Here is a 19,499-nt window from a genome sequence, read left to right on the forward strand (position 1 = left end):
CCTGTCGTGGGGTGGCCTGTCGGAGTGCGGTCAGGCCGAAGTGCGCGGGATGGTGTCGTCCTTGCGCAGGGTGAAGATCTCGTAGCCAGTCGCAGTCACCACCAAAGTGTGTTCCCACTGGGCCGAGAGCTTGCGGTCCTTGGTGATGGCGGTCCAGCCGTCGCCCAGCACCTTGGTGTCGGCCTTGCCCTGGTTGATCATCGGCTCGATGGTGAAGGTCATGCCTTCCTTCAGCTCCATGCCCGTGCCCGCGCGGCCGTAGTGGAGGATCTGCGGCTCTTCATGGAACACCTTGCCGATGCCATGACCGCAGAACTCGCGCACCACCGAGAAGCCGTTCTTTTCCGCGTGCTTCTGGATCACTTCACCGATGTCGCCCAGGCGGCAGCCCGGCTTGACCAGCTCGATGGCCTTGTACATGCATTCCTGGGTGACCTTGGACAGGCGCTCGGCCCAGACCGGCACGTTACCGACGTGGAACATGCGGCTGGTGTCGCCGTGGTAGCCGTCCTTGATCACGGTGACGTCGATATTGAGCGTATCACCGTCCTTGAGCGGCTTGTCGTTGGGGATGCCGTGGCAGACCACATGGTTGATCGAGGTGCAGATCGACTTCGGGTAGCCCTTGTAGTTGAGCGGTGCCGGGATGGCCTGCTGAACGTTGACGATATAATCGTGGCACAGGCGGTCGAGCTCTTCGGTGGTGACACCGGGCTTGACGTGTTCTTCGATCATTTCCAGCACTTCGGCGGCCAGGCGGCCAGCGATGCGCATCTTCTCGATGTCTTCTGCGGTCTTGATGGTGACGGTCATTACAGGCTCTCTACGGCGCCGTGCACGGCGCGAACAAACGGGAAAGGCCGGATTCTAGCAGAGCAGGGCGCCGATCGGTCGGGATAAAGGCGGCCATGCTGTTGTCTACAGCTGGCATTCTGGCGCGAAAGCCGGGGTGCTGCAAAAAGTGCTGACAGACGCAACAGTATCCGGGTTCCGTTCGCTCGCGGTCTGTGGTATAAAATGCGCCGCTTTCGGGGACGACCCCGTCAGCACTTAACCCACACACGTGTCGACACGATGACCTGGGTGCCCCGAGTTGCAGAATTCGCGGGTTGGTCATTGGGATACGTGGAGGCCCAACCCGACTTATCAAGGAACTATCATGTCCCAAGTCAACATGCGCGATATGCTGAAGGCCGGTGTGCACTTCGGCCACCAGACCCGTTACTGGAACCCGAAAATGGGCAAGTACATTTTCGGCGCGCGTAACAAGATCCACATCGTCAACCTGGAAAAAACCCTGCCAATGTTCAACGACGCTCTGTCGTTCGTAGAACGCCTGGCCCAGGGCAAGAACAAGATCCTGTTCGTCGGCACCAAGCGTTCCGCCGGCAAGATCGTCGCCGAGCAAGCAGCTCGTTGCGGTTCGCCGTACGTTGACCACCGTTGGTTGGGCGGCATGCTGACCAACTACAAGACCATCCGCGCTTCGATCAAGCGTCTGCGCGACCTGGAAACCCAGGCCGAAGACGGCACTTTCGCCAAGCTGACCAAGAAAGAAGCCCTGATGCGCTCCCGCGACCTGGAAAAACTGGATCGCAGCCTGGGTGGCATCAAGGACATGGGCGGTCTGCCAGACGCTCTGTTCGTTATCGACGTTGATCACGAGCGCATCGCGATCACCGAAGCCAACAAGCTGGGTATCCCGGTTATCGGCGTTGTCGATACCAACAGCAGCCCGGAAGGTGTTGACTACATCATCCCAGGTAACGATGACGCCATTCGCGCTATCGAGCTGTACATGACTTCGATGGCTGACGCAGTCATCCGCGGCCGCAACAACGTTGCCGGCGGCACCGAAGTTTACGCTGAAGAAGCGGCTGCACCTGCTGCTGAGTAATAGGCGCTAGCGTCTACTTGGCACGCAAAAAGGGGGCTTTGCCCCCTTTTTGCCACCTTGAAATCCTGCTGTCAGCATCGGCCCCGCATCATGGGCCTGCTGAAATGAAAACAGCGGATTTGCAGAATTGAACGCCCGTGATTGACGGGTGGAATGGTTGAAAAACTTTCCAAGAGGATTTTGAAATGGCAGCAATTACTGCAGCGCTGGTAAAAGAACTGCGCGAGCGTACCGGCGAAGGCATGATGGATTGCAAAAAGGCCCTGGAAAAGGCCGGCGGCGACATCGAGAAAGCCATTGACGACATGCGTGCCTCGGGCGCCATCAAGGCCGCCAAAAAGGCTGGCAACGTCGCTGCTGAAGGCGCTATCGCCGTCAAGACCGACGGTACATCCGCCGTCCTGCTGGAAGTGAACTCGCAGACCGACTTCCTGGCCCTGCAAGACGACTTCAAGAACTTCGTGGCTGAAAGCCTCGAAGAAGCCTTCGCCCAGAAGCTGACCGACGCCGCTCCGCTGATCGCCTCGCGTGAAGCTGCTCGTGAAGCCCTGGTTGCCAAGTGCGGCGAGAACGTCAACATCCGTCGCCTGGTGCGCGTTGAGGGTGACGTTGTCGGTGCCTACCTGCACGGCAACAAGATCGGCGCTGTCGTCGTTCTGAAAGGCGGTGACGTGGAGCTGGCGAAGAACATCGCCATGCACGTTGCGGCTTCGAACCCTGAGTTCCTGGATTCGTCGGAAATCTCCGCCGAGGCCATCGAGCGCGAGAAGAATGTCTTCCTGCAGCTGAACGCCGACAAGATCGCCGGCAAGCCGGAAAACATCGTTGAGAACATGATCAACGGTCGTATCACCAAGTTCAAAGCCGAAGCCTCGCTGAAAGAGCAAGCCTTCGTCATGAACCCGGAAGTCAAGGTTGGCGAGCTGGCCAAGAAAGCCGGTGCTGAAATCGTTTCCTTCACCTACTTCAAAGTAGGCGAAGGCATCGAGAAGCCAGTCGACGACTTCGCTGCTGAAGTTGCCGCTCAGGTAGCTGCTGCCAAGCAGTAAGACAGCCCCGTCTGTCGCCCCAAAGAGGCTGCCCGCTCACGCGCGCAGCCTCTTTGTCAAAACGGAGAGGGGTTTATACGACTCCCTCTTCGCTGGCACCGAAGCGGTGCCACGCTACAGTTAGCAGGCTGCAAACAGCCCGCACGAATTTTCTAAAAGTACGCCGCAGGAGAGACTCGCAATGGCTCAGCAGGTGAGTGGTCGCCAACCTCGCTATAAACGCATTTTGCTCAAACTTAGCGGCGAGGCCCTGATGGGCTCGGAAGACTTCGGGATCGACCCGAAAGTGCTGGATCGCATGGCGCTTGAAGTTGGCCAGTTGGTAGGGATCGGCGTCCAGGTCGGCCTGGTGATCGGTGGTGGCAACCTGTTCCGCGGCGCCGCGCTCAGCGCAGCCGGCATGGATCGCGTCACGGGTGACCACATGGGGATGCTGGCTACCGTGATGAACGGCCTGGCCATGCGCGATGCGCTGGAGCGCTCGAACATCCCGGCCCTGGTCATGTCGGCCATTTCCATGGTGGGTGTCACCGATCATTACGATCGCCGCAAAGCTATTCGTCACCTCAACTCCGGGGATGTGGTAATTTTCTCCGCCGGTACCGGCAACCCGTTCTTCACCACCGACTCCGCGGCCTGCCTGCGCGCCATCGAAATCGATGCTGACGTGGTGCTGAAGGCGACCAAGGTCGATGGCGTGTACACTGCCGATCCATTCAAGGACCCGCATGCCGAGAAATTCGATCACCTGACCTACGATGAGGTTCTGGATCGCAAGCTGGGTGTGATGGACCTGACCGCAATCTGCCTGTGCCGTGACCACAAGATGCCATTGCGGGTATTCAACATGAACAAGCCTGGCGCCCTGCTGAACATCGTGGTGGGTGGCGCTGAAGGCACACTGATCGAGGAAGGCCAAGCATGATCAACGACATCAAGAAAGACGCGCAGGAGCGCATGGGCAAGTCCATCGAAGCCCTGTCCCGCAACCTGGCTGCAATCCGCACCGGTCGCGCTCACCCAAGCATCCTGGACAGCGTCAAGGTTACCGCCTGGGGCAGCGAAATGCCGTTGAACCAGGTCGCCGCGATCACCGTCGAAGATGCCCGCACCCTGAAGATCGTCGCTCACGACAAGAACCTCAGCGCTGCCATCGAAAAGGCCATCCTCACCTCCGATCTGGGCCTTAACCCGTCCAGCGCCGGTACCACCATCCGTGTCCCGATGCCGGCCCTGACCGAGGAAACCCGCAAGGGCTACACCAAGCAGGCCAGCGGTGTTGCCGAGGATGCCAAGGTAGCCGTGCGCAACGTGCGCCGCGACGCCCTGGCTGACCTGAAAAAGCTGACCAAGGACAAGGAAATCAGCGAAGACGAAGAGCGTCGCGCCGCGGACGAGATCCAGAAGCTGACTGACAAGTTCGTCGCCGAAGTCGATGCTGCCTTCAAAGCCAAGGAAAAGGACCTGATGGCCGTCTAAGGCCGGGGTTTTTTAATGGAAAAGACCAAGCCAGCGGCGCCGTCCTCGGTGCCGCGTCATGTCGCGATCATCATGGATGGCAACAACCGCTGGGCGAAAAAGCGCCTGCTGCCCGGCGTGGCCGGGCACAAGGCGGGTGTGGACGCCGTTCGCGCGGTCATCGAAGTCTGTGCCAAGTCCGGGGTCGAGGTACTGACCCTGTTCGCCTTCTCCAGCGAGAACTGGCAGCGCCCTGCCGAAGAGGTCGGTGCGCTGATGGAGCTGTTCTTCTCGGCGCTGCGCCGTGAGGCCAAGCGCCTTGACGAGAACAATATCAGCCTGCGCATCATCGGCGACCGTTCGCGTTTCCATCCTGAGCTGCAGGCCGCCATGCGCGAGGCCGAGGCGGTGACCGCTGGCAACAACCGTTTCATTCTGCAGATAGCAGCCAACTACGGTGGCCAGTGGGACATCGCCCAGGCTGCCCAGCGGCTGGCGCGGGAAGTGCAAGCCGGGCACCTGCGCCCGGAAGACATCACGCCGGGCCTGCTGCAGACCTGTCTGGCAACCGGCGAGCTGCCGTTACCAGACCTTTGTATTCGCACCGGTGGCGAGCACCGCATCAGCAATTTCCTGTTGTGGCAGCTGGCCTATGCCGAGTTGTACTTCTCCGACCTCTACTGGCCGGACTTCAAACACGAGGCCATGCGCAATGCCCTGGCCGATTTCGCTTCGCGCCAGCGCCGCTTCGGTAAGACCAGCGAGCAGGTCGAGGCTGGAGCTCGTGCTTAATGCTTAAACAACGCATCATTACTGCGCTGATCCTGCTGCCGGTCGCGCTGGGTGGTTTCTTCCTGCTCAATGGCGGGGATTTCGCCCTGTTCATCGGCTTCGTAGTGACCCTCGGTGCCTGGGAGTGGGCGCGCCTGGCCGGGCTGATGGCCCAGCCGCTGCGCATTGCCTATGCTGCGGTGGTCGCGGGGGCGCTGATGCTGCTGTACATCCTTCCGGAACTGGCGCCCTGGGTACTGGGTGCTGCGGTGATTTGGTGGGGGCTGGCCACCTGGCTGGTGCTTACCTACCCGCGCAGCAGCGACCTGTGGGCCAGTGCTGCCTGTCGGTTGCTGATCGGCCTGCTGGTGTTGCTGCCGGCCTGGCAAGGGTTGGTGCTGCTCAAGCACTGGCCCCTGGGCAACTGGCTGATCCTGTCCGTCATGGTGCTGGTGTGGGCCGCCGACATCGGTGCGTACTTCTCTGGCCGGGCATTCGGCAAGCGCAAGCTGGCTCCGCAGGTCAGTCCGGGCAAGAGCTGGGAAGGCGTGTACGGTGGCCTGGCGGTCAGCCTGTTGATTACCCTGGGTGTCGGCATCAGCCGCGACTGGGGCTTTGGTCAGATCCTGCTGGGCCTGTTGGGCGCTGCGTTGCTGGTGATGTCCTCGGTGGTCGGTGACCTGACCGAGAGCATGTTCAAGCGTCGCTCCGGTATCAAGGACAGCAGCAATCTGTTGCCCGGGCATGGGGGTGTGCTCGATCGCATTGACAGCCTGACTGCGGCAATCCCGATCTTCGCCGTCCTGTTGTGGGCTGCCGAATGGGGTGTGATGTGAGTCGCCCGCAGCGTATTACCGTACTCGGGGCCACCGGCTCCATTGGCCTGAGCACGCTGGATGTGATTGCGCGTCATCCTGACCGTTATCAAGCGTTTGCCCTCACTGGCTATTCGCGCATCGACGAGCTGTTGGCCTTATGTGTGCGTCATCGCCCGGCATTCGCTGTGGTGCCGAGCACTGAGGCGGCGGTGAGGTTGCGTGCGGGTCTGGCTGCGGCCGGCTGCACCACCGAGGTGCTGGAAGGTGAGGCCGGGCTTTGTCAGGTGGCGTCGGCCGCTGAAGTGGATGCAGTGATGGCAGCCATTGTCGGTGCTGCCGGCCTGCGGCCCACGCTGGCAGCGGTCGAGGCCGGCAAGAAGGTGTTGCTGGCCAACAAGGAAGCACTGGTGATGTCGGGCGCACTGTTCATGGAGGCGGTGCGGCAAAAAGGGGCCGTGCTGCTGCCGATCGACAGCGAACACAACGCTATCTTCCAGTGCATGCCAGGCGACTACGCCCGTGGTCTGAGTGCCGTCGGTGTGCGCCGGATCCTGCTTACCGCGTCCGGCGGGCCGTTCCGCGAAACGCCGGTCGAGGCGCTGCTGGACGTGACCCCGGAGCAAGCCTGTGCGCACCCTAACTGGTCCATGGGGCGCAAGATTTCCGTGGATTCGGCCAGCATGATGAACAAAGGCCTCGAGTTGATCGAAGCCTGCTGGTTGTTCGATGCCGTGCCATCCAAGGTTGAGGTGGTGGTGCACCCGCAGAGCGTAATCCACTCGCTGGTCGACTATGTGGACGGTTCGGTACTCGCGCAGTTGGGCAACCCGGACATGCGTACGCCGATCGCCAGCGCGTTGGCCTGGCCGGAACGGATCGATTCCGGGGTTGCCCCTCTGGACCTGTTCGCCATCGCCCGTCTGGATTTCCAGGCGCCCGACGAACAACGCTTCCCTTGCCTGCGCCTTGCGCGGCAGGCTGCCGAGGCCGGTAACAGCGCGCCTGCCGTGCTCAATGCGGCCAACGAGGTTGCGGTCGAGGCATTTCTTGAACGGCGCATCCGCTTCCCGGAGATCGCGGGTATGATCGAACAGGTACTCGACCAGGAACCGGTCGTGCCGCTGCCGTCGCTGGATGCGGTATTTGCCGCCGATCAGCGTGCCCGGGAGCTTTCCCGTGAGTGGTTGAGGCGTCACGGCCGCTGATGCAGCCCCGCCAAGGTTCGTGAGGGGGCTGGGCAGGAATGCCCGCCCGCTGAACATCATTCGGAGATGGACATGACAGCGCTCTACATGATTATCGGCACCCTCGTGGCGTTGGGTGTGCTGGTCACTTTCCACGAATTCGGGCACTTCTGGGTGGCGCGCCGCTGCGGCGTCAAGGTGCTGCGTTTCTCGGTGGGTTTCGGCACGCCGCTGCTGCGATGGCATGACCGCCACGGCACCGAGTTCGTTGTTGCGGCCATTCCTCTGGGTGGCTACGTCAAGATGCTCGACGAGCGCGAAGGCGATGTGCCGCCAGCGCTGGCCGGGCAGTCGTTCAACCGCAAGTCGGTGCGCCAGCGTATTGCGATTGTCGCGGCAGGCCCGATCGCCAATTTTCTGCTGGCTATCCTGTTTTTCTGGGTGCTGGCGATGCTGGGTACCCAGCAAGTCCGCCCGGTTATCGGCGCGGTCGACAGTGGCAGCCTGGCAGCATCGGCAGGGCTGACCGCAGGTCAGGAAATCGTTTCTGTAGATGGCAAGCCGACCAACGGTTGGTCGGCGGTCAATTTGCAGCTGGTTCGTCGTCTGGGCGAGAGCGGTACCTTGCAGATTGGTGTGCGCGATGAGGGCGCCAGCGCCGAGCGCCAGTTGCAGGTCAAGCTGGACAGTTGGCTCAAGGGCGCCGACGAGCCGGACCCGATTCAATCCCTGGGGCTGCGCCCTTGGCGACCGGCGATCACACCTGTGCTGGCCGAGATCGATCCGAAGGGGCCGGCTGCCGCTGCGGGCCTGAAAACCGGTGACAAGCTGCTGGCTCTGGACGATGTGGCAGTGACTGAATGGCAGCAGGTTGTCGACCGCGTGCGCGCCCGCCCGGATGCCAAGGTCGTGGTGCGAGTGGAGCGCGATGGCGCTGCCCTGGAGTTGCCGGTGACCTTGGCCCGCAAGGGGGAGGGCAAGGCCGTCGGTGGCTATCTTGGCGCTGGCGTCAAAGGTGGCGAATGGCCTGCCAACATGCTCCGCGAAATCAGCTACGGCCCGCTGGATGCGGTGGGTGAGAGCTTGTCGCGTACCTGGAACATGAGCGTCCTGACCCTTGAATCGCTGAAGAAAATGCTGTTCGGGGAGCTCTCGGTAAAAAACTTGAGTGGACCGATAACCATTGCTAAAGTGGCGGGCGCTTCAGCCCAGTCCGGCGTGGGGGATTTCCTGAATTTCCTGGCCTACCTGAGCATAAGCCTGGGGGTTCTTAACCTGCTGCCCATTCCAGTACTGGACGGGGGGCATTTGCTGTTTTACCTGGTCGAGTGGGCGCGCGGTCGTCCGCTGTCGGATCGGGTGCAAGGTTGGGGGGTTCAGATCGGTATCAGTTTGGTCATAGGGGTGATGTTGCTCGCCCTGATCAACGATCTGGGTCGACTATAAAGCTTCGCTCAATTGCGAACCTGCCGTTTTGTGACGGCAGGTTGTTTATTGCCAGTTGGAATAAAAGGACTTCATGAAACGTCTGCTGCTAACTGCGGTCATGTCCGCACTGATGATCGCTGAAGTTCACGCCGAGTCCTTCACCATCTCCGATATTCGCGTCAACGGCCTGCAGCGGGTTTCCGCTGGCAGTGTGTTCGGTGCCTTGCCGCTGAACGTTGGCGACCAGGCCGACGACCGTCGCCTGGTGGACTCGACTCGTTCCTTGTTCAAGACCGGGTTCTTCCAGGACATCCAGTTGAGCCGCGATGGCAATGTGCTCATCATCAACGTGGTCGAGCGCCCGTCGGTGTCGAGCATCGAGATTGAAGGCAACAAGGCGATCAGCACCGAAGACCTGATGAAGGGCCTGAAACAATCGGGCCTGGCCGAAGGCGAGATCTTCCAGCGTGCCACCCTCGAAGGTGTGCGTAACGAGCTGCAGCGCCAGTACGTGGCCCAAGGCCGCTACTCGGCCGAGGTCGACGCCGAGGTGGTGCCGCAGCCGCGCAACCGTGTGGCGCTGAAGATCAAGATCAACGAAGGCACCGTCGCCGCCATCCAGCACATCAACATCGTGGGCAACAACGTATTCGATGATGAGACCCTGGGGCAGCTGTTCGAGCTGAAGACCACCAACTGGCTGTCGTTCTTCAAGAACGACGACAAGTACGCCCGTGAAAAACTCTCCGGTGACCTGGAGCGCCTGCGTTCCTACTACCTGGACCGCGGCTACATCAACATGGACATCGCCTCCACCCAGGTGTCCATCACGCCGGACAAGAAGCACGTCTACATCACCGTCAACATCAACGAAGGCGAGAAATACACCGTTCGCGACGTGAAGCTGTCCGGTGACCTCAAGGTGCCGGAAGACCAGGTCAAGTCGTTGCTGCTGGTGCAGCCGGGCCAGGTGTTCTCGCGCAAGGTGATGACCACTACGTCCGAGCTGATCACCCGCCGCCTGGGTAACGAAGGCTACACCTTCGCCAACGTCAACGGCGTGCCACAGCCGAACGACCAGGACCACACCGTCGACATCATGTTCGTGGTCGACCCGGGCAAGCGTGCCTACGTCAACCGCATCAACTACCGCGGCAACACCAAGACCGAAGACGAAGTGCTGCGTCGCGAAATGCGCCAGATGGAAGGTGGCTGGGCGTCGACCTACCTGATCGACCAGTCCAAGACCCGTCTTGAGCGCCTGGGCTTCTTCAAGGAAGTCAACGTCGAGACCCCGCAGGTGCCTGGCACCGACGACCAGGTCGACGTCAACTACAGCGTCGAAGAGCAGGCCTCCGGCTCGATCACCGCCAGCGTCGGTTTCGCCCAGAGCGCCGGCCTGATCCTGGGGGGGTCGATCAGCCAGAGCAACTTCCTCGGTACCGGTAACAAGGTGTCCATCGGCCTGACCCGTTCGGAATACCAGACCCGTTACAACTTCGGCTTCGTTGATCCCTACTTCACCGCCGATGGCGTCAGCCTGGGCTACAACGCCTTCTACCGCAGCACCGATTACGACGACCTCGACGTCGACGTTGCCAGCTACGCGGTGGACAGCTACGGTGCCGGCGTCAGCCTGGGCTACCCGATCAGCGAAACCTCGCGCCTGACCTACGGCCTGAGCGTGCAGCAGGACAAGATCAAGACCGGCAAGTACACCGTTGACGAGATCTTCGACTTCCTCGAGCAGGAAGGTGACAACTTCCTGAACTTCAAGGCCTCGATCGGCTGGTCCGAGTCGACCCTGAACAAAGGCGTACTGGCCACCCGTGGTCACTCGCAAAGCCTGACCCTGGAGTCCACCGTTCCGGGCAGCGACCTGTCGTTCTTCAAGCTTGACTACCGTGGCCAGCTGTTCAAGCCGATCACCAGCGACTACACCCTGCGCCTGCATACCGAGCTGGGCTATGGTGATGGTTACGGCAGCACCTCCGGCCTGCCGTTCTACGAGAACTATTTCGCGGGTGGTTTCAACTCCGTCCGTGGCTTCAAGGACAGCAGCCTGGGCCCGCGCAGTACCCCGAGCATCGGCGAGGCCGCAGGTGGCAAGCCAGGCACCATCGCCGACCCGGATCAGGATCCGTTGCCGTTTGGTGGTAACGTCCTGGTGCAAGGTGGTGCCGAGTTGCTGTTCCCGCTGCCGTTCGTCAAGGACCAGCGTTCACTGCGCACCTCTGTGTTCTGGGACGTGGGTAACGTGTTCGACACCAATTGCGGCAACAAACCTGATTGCGAGAAGGTCGGGTTCTCGGGCATGGCCAGTTCGGTCGGCCTGGGCGTGACCTGGATTACCGCACTGGGCCCGCTGAGCTTCAGCCTGGCAATGCCGGTCAAGAAGCCGGACGATGCCGATACCCAGGTGTTCCAATTCTCTCTGGGCCAGACCTTCTAAGGTCGGCCCTTGCTTAATGACAACGGTTTATCCAGGAGTGCATCGTGCGTAAATTGGCTCAATTGGCCGTAGTGGCCGCGGCGCTGGTCGCCACCCCGGCTTTCGCCGAAATGAAGGTTGCCGTCCTGAACTACCAGATGGCCCTGCTCGAGTCGGATGCCGCCAAGAAGTATGCGGTTGATGCCGAGAAGAAATTCGGTCCGCAACTGACCAAGCTGAAAAGCCTGGAAAGCAGTGCCAAGGGCATCCAGGACCGCCTGATCAAGGGCGGCGACAAGATGCAGCAGCAGGAGCGTGAGCGCCTGGAGCTCGAGTTCAAGCAAAAGGCCCGCGATTTCCAGTTCCAGTCCAAGGAACTGAACGAAGCCAAGGCCGTTGCTGATCGCGACATGCTCAAGCAACTGAAGCCGAAGCTGGATGGTGCTGTCGAGGAAGTGATCAAGAAGGGCGGCTACGACCTGGTCCTCGAGCGTGGTGCGGTCATCGATGTCAAACCTCAGTACGACATCACCCGCCAAGTCATCGAGCGCATGAACCAAGCCCGTTGATATGAGTGTGACCATGACGCTAGGCCAGCTGGCCGAGGTACTCGGAGCTACCCTCAAGGGGCCCGAGGCGCTGCAGATTACCGGGTTGGCCACCTTGCAAGAGGCTGGCCCGACGCAGTTGAGCTTCCTCGCCAACCCGCAGTACCGCAAGTACCTGGATAACAGCCAGGCCGGCGCGGTGCTGCTCAAGGCTGCGGATGCCGAAAGCTTTGCCGGCAATACCCTGGTCGTGGCGGACCCGTACCTGGCTTACGCGCGGATTTCCCACCTGTTCGATCCCAAACCCAAGGCTGAGGCGGGAATACATCCCAGCGCCGTGGTGGCGGAAGATGCCCAGGTGGACGCCAGCGCCAGCATCGGGCCGTTCGCGGTCATCGAAAGTGGTGCGCGCATCGGCGCCAACGTCAGCATCGGCGCACACTGCTTCATCGGTGCCCGCTGTGTGGTCGGTGAAGGTGGTTGGCTGGCACCGCGGGTCACGCTGTATCACGACGTGACCATCGGTAAGCGTGTGGTCATCCAGTCGGGTGCCGTGATCGGCGGTGAGGGCTTCGGCTTTGCCAACGAGAAGGGTATCTGGCGCAAGATTGCGCAGATCGGCGGCGTCACCATTGGTGATGACGTTGAGATCGGTGTCAATACGGCTGTCGACCGTGGCGCGCTGTCCGATACCCGGATCGGCGACGGGGTGAAGCTGGATAACCAGATCCAGATCGCTCACAACGTGCAGATCGGTGATCACACTGCCATGGCCGCTTGCGTCGGAATCTCCGGCAGTACGCGCATCGGCAAGCACTGCATGCTGGCCGGTGGTGTGGGGCTGGTTGGGCACATCGATATTTGCGATAACGTTTTCGTTTCCGGAATGACCATGGTTACCCGTTCGATCACTGAACCGGGTTCCTATTCTTCCGGCACTGCCATGCAGCCGCTGGCTGACTGGCGCAAGAGCGCCGCGCGTATCCGCCACCTGGACGACATGGCCAAGCGTCTCCAGCAGCTGGAAAAACGCGTCGATACCGTGACCTCAGGTGGCCTGCCGACATCAGAAGGCTGATACCATTCCCTGAGCAAGAGTGAACAGTCGCTAGCTGGCTCCTCTTTGGATTGCAAAAGGAGCGTGTGGTCAGCACCTGCGCTCCCTATTCTTATTACAGGCTTCCCCACCGAAATGATGGACATCAACGAGATTCGCGAATACCTGCCTCACCGCTACCCGTTCCTGCTGGTAGACCGTGTGACGGATCTGGACTTCGAGGCCCAGAGCATTCGTGCCTACAAGAATGTCAGCATCAACGAGCCGTTTTTCAATGGCCACTTCCCGGCACACCCGATCATGCCGGGTGTCCTGATCATCGAAGCCATGGCCCAGGCGGCCGGCATCCTTGGTTTCAAGATGCTTGATGCCAAGCCGGCCGATGGCACCCTGTATTACTTCGTCGGTTCCGACAAACTGCGTTTCCGTCAGCCGGTTCTTCCGGGCGACCAGCTTGTGCTGGAGGCCAAGTTCCTCAGCCGTAAAAGCATGATCTGGAAGTTCGAGTGCCGCGCCCTTGTCGATGGCAAGCCGGTCTGCTCGGCAGAAATCACCTGCGCGGAACGCTCCCTATGAATTCGATTGATCCTCGGGCCATTATCGATCCGTCGGCCAAGCTGGCCGACGGCGTCGAGGTCGGCCCTTGGTCGATCGTTGGCCCTGATGTCGAAATCGGGGAGGGCACCGTTATCGGCCCGCATGTTGTGCTCAAAGGCCCGACCCGCATCGGCAAGCACAACCGTATCTTTCAGTTTTCCTCGATCGGTGAAGACACCCCGGACCTTAAGTACAAGGGTGAGCCGACGCGCCTGGTGATCGGCGATCACAATGTGATTCGCGAAGGGGTGACCATCCACCGCGGTACTGTTCAGGATCGCTCGGAAACCACCGTGGGTGACCATAACCTGATCATGGCCTATGCCCACATTGGCCACGACAGTGTCATCGGCAACCACTGCATCCTGGTCAATAACACGGCGTTGGCAGGTCATGTACATGTGGGTGACTGGGCGATCCTGTCCGGTTACACCCTGGTTCACCAGTACTGCCATATTGGCGCCCACGCGTTTTCCGGCATGGGCACGGCCATTGGCAAGGACGTTCCGGCCTTCGTTACCGTGTTCGGCAGCCCGGCCGAAGCCCGCAGCATGAACTTCGAGGGCATGCGCCGCCGCGGTTTCAGCGACGAGGTGATCCATGTGCTGCGTCGTTGCTACAAGATTGTCTACCGTCAGGGCCTGACCGTCGAAGACGCGCTCAAGGAGCTGGCCGAACCGGCCACGCAACACCCTGAGGTCGAGCTGTTCCGTCAGTCGATCCTGAGCTCCGCTCGCGGCATCACGCGCTGATATGGCCCAGCTTTGCGTAGCGCTGGTCGCGGGTGAGGCCAGTGGCGATATTCTTGGTTCAGGCTTGATGCGTGCCCTCAAGGCACGCCACCCCGACGTGCGGTTCATCGGGGTTGGCGGCCCTTTGATGGAGGCCGAGGGCCTGCAATCCTATTTCCCCATGGAGCGCCTGGCCGTCATGGGGCTGGTCGAGGTACTGGGGCGTCTGCGCGAGCTGCTCAAGCGCCGCAAGCTGCTGATCCAGACCCTGATCGAAGAAAAACCCGACGTATTCATCGGCATCGACGCCCCTGACTTCACCCTCAACATCGAGCTGAAGCTGCGCCAGGCCGGGATCAAGACCGTGCACTATGTCAGCCCGTCAGTGTGGGCCTGGCGGCAGAAGCGCGTGCTGAAGATCCGCGAAGGCTGCGACCTGATGCTGACGCTGCTGCCGTTCGAGGCGCGGTTCTACGAAGAGCAGGGTGTGCCAGTGCGTTTTGTTGGCCACCCGCTGGCAGACACCATCCCGCTTGAAGCCGACCGCCCGGCCGCGCGCGCCGCGCTGGGCCTGGGCGAGGGGCCGGTGGTTGCGTTGATGCCGGGCAGTCGGGGGGGCGAAGTAGGGCGCCTGGGCGCGTTGTTCCTCGACGCCGCCGAGCGCCTTTGCCAACAAGTGCCGGGTGTGCGCTTCGTGTTGCCCTGCGCCAACGCCACGCGGCGCACCCAGATCGAACAGATGCTTGAAGGGCGCCAACTGCCGCTGACCCTGCTCGATGGCCAGTCGCACCAAGCCCTGGCAGCCTGTGACGCGGTGCTGATCGCCTCGGGTACCGCCACCCTCGAGGCGCTGCTGTACAAGCGGCCGATGGTGGTGGCGTACCGCCTGGCGCCCTTGACCTTCTGGATTCTCAAGCGTCTGGTGAAAAGCCCTTACGTGTCATTGCCGAACCTGCTGGCCCAGCGAGAGCTGGTGCCCGAGTTGCTGCAGGACGACGCTACCAGTGAAGCGCTGGCCAATACCCTGGCGCCGCTGGTGCGCGATGGAAGCCAGCAGACCGAACGTTTCGACGAAATTCACCGCACCCTGCGCCGTGACGCCTCCAATCAGGCGGCCGAGGCGGTACTGGCCCTGCTCAAGGACCGCTGACATGCAAATTGGACTGGACTTCAACCTGGTAGAAGACTTGGTCGCCGGCGTTGACGAAGTGGGCCGTGGCCCGCTGTGCGGCGCGGTGGTAACGGCGGCCGTGATTCTTGATCCCGCGCGGCCGATTCTCGGTCTGAACGATTCGAAGAAACTCACCGAAGCCAGGCGTGAGGCGCTGTTCGACGAGATCTGCGAAAAGGCCTTGAGCTTCTGCATCGCCCGTGCCGAAGTCGAGGAAATTGACAGCCTGAACATCCTGCAGGCCACTATGCTGGCCATGCAGCGGGCAGTGGAGGGCTTGCACATTACGCCAAAGCTGGCCCTGATCGATGGCAATCGCTGCCCGAAACTGGCGGTGCCGGCAGCACCGGTGGTCAAGGGGGATAGCCAGGTGCCGGCCATTGCGGCGGCATCGATCCTGGCCAAGGTGACCCGTGATCGGGAGATGAGTGCGTTCGAACTGATCTACCCGGGTTACGGCATTGGCGGGCACAAGGGCTACCCGACCCCGGTGCATCTCGAGGCGTTGGCGCGCCTTGGGCCTACGCCCATTCATCGGCGTTCCTTCGCCCCGGTGCGGGCGGCTTGGGAAGCGCGCGAAGGCGTCACCGATTCCCTGATCTGACCTATTGGGGCCGCTTTGCGGCCCTTCGCGGGCACGCCCGCTCCCGCAGGATTCATCGGTCTGAGCAGCGGGGCCGTACCTGTGGGAGCGGGCGTGCCCGCGAAGGGCTGCAAAGCAGCCCCAAAAAAAGCCCCTAGTTAGGCTACAATCCCGCCCTTGTCGTTAAGCACTGCTACAGGATCTTCCATGTCGGTTCCCTTCGTTCACCTGCGCGTCCATTCCGAATTCTCGCTGGTCGACGGCCTGGTGCGGATCAAACCGCTGGCCAAGGCGCTGACCGGGATGAACATGCCAGCGGTCGCGATCACCGATCAGAGCAACATGTGCTCGCTGGTGAAGTTCTACAAGACGGCCATGGGCGCCGGCATCAAACCGATCTGCGGTGCCGACCTGTGGCTGGCCGGTGCCGACCCGGAAGCCCCGCTGTCGCGCATCTGCTTCCTGGCCATGGACCCCAAGGGCTATCGCAACCTCACCGAACTGATCTCGCGCGGCTGGACCGATGGCCAGCGCAACGGCCTGGTCATCCTCCGGCGTGAATGGATCGCCCCGGCCAGCGAGGGCCTGATTGCCCTGTCGGCGGGCAAGGAAGGCGACATTGGCATGGCGCTGCTGGCGGGTCGGCAAGACGAAGCCGAAGTGCTTCTTCAAGACTGGATGGGCATGTTCCCCGAGCGCTTCTACGTTGAAGTGCAGCGCACCAATCGCGCACGCGACGAAGAATACGTGCACGCGGCGGTGGCATTGGCCGACAAGCTTGGCGCCCCGCTGGTGGCTACCAACGACGTACGTTTCATCAAGCAGACGGACTTTGACGCCCACGAAACCCGCGTCTGTATCGGTGAGGGCTGGACCCTCGATGACCCCCGCCGTCCGCGTTGCTACAGCGACCAGCAGTACCTGAAGTCGGCCGAGGAAATGGCCGAGCTCTTCAGCGACCTGCCCGACGCCATCGCCAACACCGTCGAAATTGCCAAGCGCTGCAACATCCAGGTACAGCTGGGCAAGTACTTCCTGCCTGACTTCCCCACGCCCAACGGCATGGGCATCGACGACTACCTGCGGCATGTGTCCCACGAAGGCCTGGAAGAGCGCCTGGCCGTGCTGTGGCCGAAAGAGACCACGCCCAATTATGAAGAAAAGCGTCAGGTTTACCTGGACCGCCTGAAGTTCGAGCTGGACATCATCATCCAGATGGGCTTCCCCGGTTACTTCCTGATTGTTATGGACTTCATCAAGTGGGCCAAGAACAACGACGTACCGGTTGGCCCGGGCCGCGGTTCGGGTGCTGGCTCGCTGGTGGCCTATGTACTGAAGATCACCGATCTCGACCCGCTGGCCTACGACCTGCTGTTCGAGCGCTTCCTCAACCCTGAACGTATTTCCATGCCCGACTTCGACGTCGACTTCTGCATGGACGGCCGTGACCGGGTGATCGACTACGTGGCCGAGGCCTACGGCCGTAATGCGGTGAGCCAGATCATCACCTTCGGTACCATGGCCGCCAAGGCGGTGGTGCGTGACGTGGCGCGGGTGCAAGGCAAATCCTATGGCCTGGCCGACCGCCTGTCGAAGATGATCCCCTTCGAAGTGGGCATGACCCTGGAGAAGGCCTACGAGCAGGAAGAAATCCTGCGTGACTTCCTCAAGGGCGACGAAGACGCCCGTGAAATCTGGGACATGGCCCTGAAGCTGGAGGGTGTGACCCGGGGTACCGGCAAGCACGCCGGTGGTGTGGTTATCGCACCGACCAAGCTCACCGACTTTTCGCCGATCGCCTGTGATGAAGAGGGTGGTGGCCTGGTAACCCAGTTCGACAAGGATGACGTCGAGGCCGCCGGCCTGGTGAAGTTCGACTTCCTCGGCCTGCGTACCTTGACCATCATCAAGTGGGCGATGGAGATCATCAACCGCGAGCAGGCCAAGAAGAACCTGCCCGACCTCAACATCGACTTCATCCCGCTGGACGACCGCAAGACCTACGAGCTGCTGCAGAAGGCCGAAACCACGGCGGTGTTCCAGCTTGAATCGCGCGGCATGAAGGAGCTGATCAAGAAGCTCAAGCCCGACTGCCTGGAAGACCTGATCGCACTGGTTGCGTTGTTCCGCCCGGGCCCGCTGCAATCGGGCATGGTGGACGACTTCATCAACCGCAAGCACGGCCGCGCCGAGCTGGCCTACCCGCACTCCGACTACCAGTACGAAGGCCTCAAGCCGGTACTGGCGCCAACCTACGGCATCATCCTGTACCAGGAACAGGTGATGCAGATCGCCCAGGTGATGGCAGGTTATACCCTGGGTGGCGCCGACATGCTGCGCCGGGCCATGGGTAAGAAAAAGCCCGAGGAAATGGCCAAGCAGCGCGGTGGTTTCATCGAAGGTTGCGTAGCCAACAATATCGATGCGGACCTCGCCGGTAACATCTTCGACCTGGTAGAGAAGTTCGCGGGCTACGGCTTCAACAAATCCCACTCCGCCGCCTATGGCCTGGTGTCGTACCAGACCGCCTGGCTGAAAACCCACTACCCGGCGCCATTCATGGCCGCGGTCCTGTCGGCGGATATGCACAACACCGACAAGGTGGTGGTGCTGGTGGAGGAGGTGCGCAGCATGAAGCTGCGCCTCGACGCGCCGGACGTGAACTTCTCGGACTTCAAGTTCACCGTCAACAACGACGGCCGTATCGTCTACGGCCTTGGTGCCATCAAGGGTGTCGGCGAAGGCCCGGTGGAGGCGATTGTCGAGGCCCGTGCCCAAGGCGGTCCCTTCAAGGACCTGTTCGATTTCTGTGAACGCATCGACCTCAAACGGGTCAACAAACGTACCCTTGATGCGCTGGTGCGCAGTGGCGCGCTGGACCGCCTTGGCCCGCACTTCCATGACGAGATCAAGGCCTACCACGCCAACATCGACATCAACCGGGCAACCTTGCTGTCGGCGCTGGGCGAGGCCATCAAGGCGGCCGAGCAGGCCGCACACACCGCTGACAGTGGCCATGTCGACCTGTTCGGCAGCATGTTCGACGCGGCAGATGTCGATGTGTATGCCAACCACCGCAAGGTGCGCGAGCTCACCCTCAAGGAGCGTCTGAAGGGGGAGAAGGACACCCTTGGCCTGTACCTCACCGGCCACCCGATCGATGAGTACGAGACCGAGATCCGTCGCTTCGCCCGCCAGCGCATCGTCGACCTCAAGCCGTCGCGCGAAACCCAGACCATCGCGGGCATGATCATTGCGCTGCGGGTGATGAAGAACAAGAAGGGCGACAAGATGGGCTTCGTCACCCTGGATGACCGTTCCGGGCGGATCGAGGCATCGCTGTTTGCCGATGCCTTCATGGCGGCACAGTCCTTGCTGCAGACCGATGCCATGGTGGTGGTGGAAGGCGAGGTCAGCAATGACGACTTCTCCGGGGGCTTGCGCCTGCGGGTGAAGCAGGTGATGACCATGGAAGATGCACGCACCAAGCTGGCCGAGAGCCTGCGCCTGAAGGTGGCGCATGACGCACTGAAGGGCGACCGGCTGAAGTGGCTGGGCGAGCTGATCACCCGCCATCGCGGTGCCTGCCCGATCACGCTGGAGTACACCGGCAGCGACGCCAAGGCCATGCTGCAGTTTGGCGAGCAGTGGGCGATCGATCCGGCCGATGGGCTGATTCAGGCGCTGCGTGACCAGTTCGGGCGTGAGAACGTCTTCCTGCAATATCGTTGAACCGACAAAAATTTAATCTCGACCTGAATGCGCCTGATCCCTTA

The 19,499-nt window shown here is 61.4% G+C and carries 17 protein-coding genes; 16 read left to right on the forward strand and 1 reads right to left on the reverse strand.

Annotation, left to right across the window (positions count from 1 at the left end; all coding sequences use genetic code 11):
• Window positions 1-30: 30 nt before the first annotated feature.
• Window positions 31-813, reverse strand: coding sequence for a type I methionyl aminopeptidase (gene map, locus AA098_RS06275; protein ID WP_003252286.1), 783 nt, complete (start codon window positions 811-813; stop codon window positions 31-33).
• A 346-nt stretch (window positions 814-1,159) separates the two neighbouring features.
• Here map and rpsB point away from each other — a divergent pair, with 346 nt between their 5' ends.
• The 16 genes from rpsB (at window position 1,160) to dnaE (ending at window position 19,455) form a co-directional block, all read left to right on the forward strand.
• A complete protein-coding gene (gene rpsB, locus AA098_RS06280; protein WP_003252287.1) occupies window positions 1,160-1,897 on the forward strand; it encodes a 30S ribosomal protein S2 in 738 nt (245 codons plus the stop codon).
• A gap of 185 nt (window positions 1,898-2,082) precedes the next feature.
• Window positions 2,083-2,946, forward strand: coding sequence for a translation elongation factor Ts (gene tsf, locus AA098_RS06285; protein ID WP_003252290.1), 864 nt, complete (start codon window positions 2,083-2,085; stop codon window positions 2,944-2,946).
• A 181-nt stretch (window positions 2,947-3,127) separates the two neighbouring features.
• Window positions 3,128-3,871 (forward strand): UMP kinase, encoded by a 744-nt coding sequence (gene pyrH, locus AA098_RS06290; RefSeq protein WP_003252294.1) that lies wholly within the window; start codon window positions 3,128-3,130, stop codon window positions 3,869-3,871.
• Entirely contained in the window at window positions 3,868-4,425 is a 558-nt protein-coding gene (gene frr / locus AA098_RS06295; RefSeq protein ID WP_003252296.1) for a ribosome recycling factor, read from the forward strand. The genes pyrH and frr overlap by 4 nt, the downstream gene beginning before the upstream one ends.
• A 15-nt stretch (window positions 4,426-4,440) precedes the next feature.
• Window positions 4,441-5,196, forward strand: coding sequence for a polyprenyl diphosphate synthase (gene uppS, locus AA098_RS06300; RefSeq protein WP_003252299.1), 756 nt, complete (start codon window positions 4,441-4,443; stop codon window positions 5,194-5,196).
• Window positions 5,196-6,011 (forward strand): phosphatidate cytidylyltransferase, encoded by an 816-nt coding sequence (locus AA098_RS06305; protein WP_003252301.1) that lies wholly within the window; start codon window positions 5,196-5,198, stop codon window positions 6,009-6,011. Before uppS ends, AA098_RS06305 begins: the two co-directional genes overlap by 1 nt.
• Window positions 6,008-7,198 carry a 1-deoxy-D-xylulose-5-phosphate reductoisomerase gene (gene ispC / locus AA098_RS06310; protein ID WP_004574729.1) on the forward strand — a complete coding sequence of 397 codons (1,191 nt, stop codon included), beginning with the start codon at window positions 6,008-6,010 and terminating at the stop codon, window positions 7,196-7,198. Before AA098_RS06305 ends, ispC begins: the two co-directional genes overlap by 4 nt.
• A 72-nt stretch (window positions 7,199-7,270) precedes the next feature.
• A complete protein-coding gene (gene rseP / locus AA098_RS06315; protein ID WP_004574728.1) occupies window positions 7,271-8,623 on the forward strand; it encodes an RIP metalloprotease RseP in 1,353 nt (450 codons plus the stop codon).
• A gap of 73 nt (window positions 8,624-8,696) precedes the next feature.
• Window positions 8,697-11,057, forward strand: a complete 2,361-nt coding sequence (gene bamA, locus AA098_RS06320; RefSeq protein ID WP_003252308.1) for an outer membrane protein assembly factor BamA — start codon at window positions 8,697-8,699, stop codon at window positions 11,055-11,057.
• A 44-nt stretch (window positions 11,058-11,101) separates the two neighbouring features.
• Entirely contained in the window at window positions 11,102-11,605 is a 504-nt protein-coding gene (locus AA098_RS06325) for an OmpH family outer membrane protein (RefSeq protein ID WP_003252311.1), read from the forward strand.
• A gap of 1 nt (window position 11,606) precedes the next feature.
• Complete coding sequence (gene lpxD, locus AA098_RS06330; RefSeq protein ID WP_003252312.1) at window positions 11,607-12,662, forward strand: UDP-3-O-(3-hydroxymyristoyl)glucosamine N-acyltransferase; 1,056 nt, start codon at window positions 11,607-11,609, stop codon at window positions 12,660-12,662.
• A 114-nt stretch (window positions 12,663-12,776) separates the two neighbouring features.
• Window positions 12,777-13,217, forward strand: a complete 441-nt coding sequence (gene fabZ / locus AA098_RS06335; RefSeq protein WP_003252314.1) for a 3-hydroxyacyl-ACP dehydratase FabZ — start codon at window positions 12,777-12,779, stop codon at window positions 13,215-13,217.
• Window positions 13,214-13,990 (forward strand): acyl-ACP--UDP-N-acetylglucosamine O-acyltransferase, encoded by a 777-nt coding sequence (lpxA, locus tag AA098_RS06340; protein WP_003252316.1) that lies wholly within the window; start codon window positions 13,214-13,216, stop codon window positions 13,988-13,990. The genes fabZ and lpxA overlap by 4 nt, the downstream gene beginning before the upstream one ends.
• Window position 13,991: 1 nt before the next feature.
• On the forward strand, window positions 13,992-15,119 hold the full coding sequence (gene lpxB, locus AA098_RS06345; protein WP_003252318.1) for a lipid-A-disaccharide synthase: 1,128 nt from the start codon (window positions 13,992-13,994) through the stop codon (window positions 15,117-15,119).
• 1 nt (window position 15,120) lies between these two features.
• Window positions 15,121-15,744 carry a ribonuclease HII gene (gene rnhB, locus AA098_RS06350; RefSeq protein WP_003252319.1) on the forward strand — a complete coding sequence of 208 codons (624 nt, stop codon included), beginning with the start codon at window positions 15,121-15,123 and terminating at the stop codon, window positions 15,742-15,744.
• Between the two features lie 186 nt (window positions 15,745-15,930).
• Entirely contained in the window at window positions 15,931-19,455 is a 3,525-nt protein-coding gene (gene dnaE / locus AA098_RS06355) for a DNA polymerase III subunit alpha (RefSeq protein ID WP_003252321.1), read from the forward strand.
• Window positions 19,456-19,499 lie beyond the last annotated feature (44 nt).

This window comes from Pseudomonas sp. JY-Q (assembly GCF_001655295.1).
Taxonomy (GTDB): domain Bacteria; phylum Pseudomonadota; class Gammaproteobacteria; order Pseudomonadales; family Pseudomonadaceae; genus Aquipseudomonas; species Aquipseudomonas alloputida.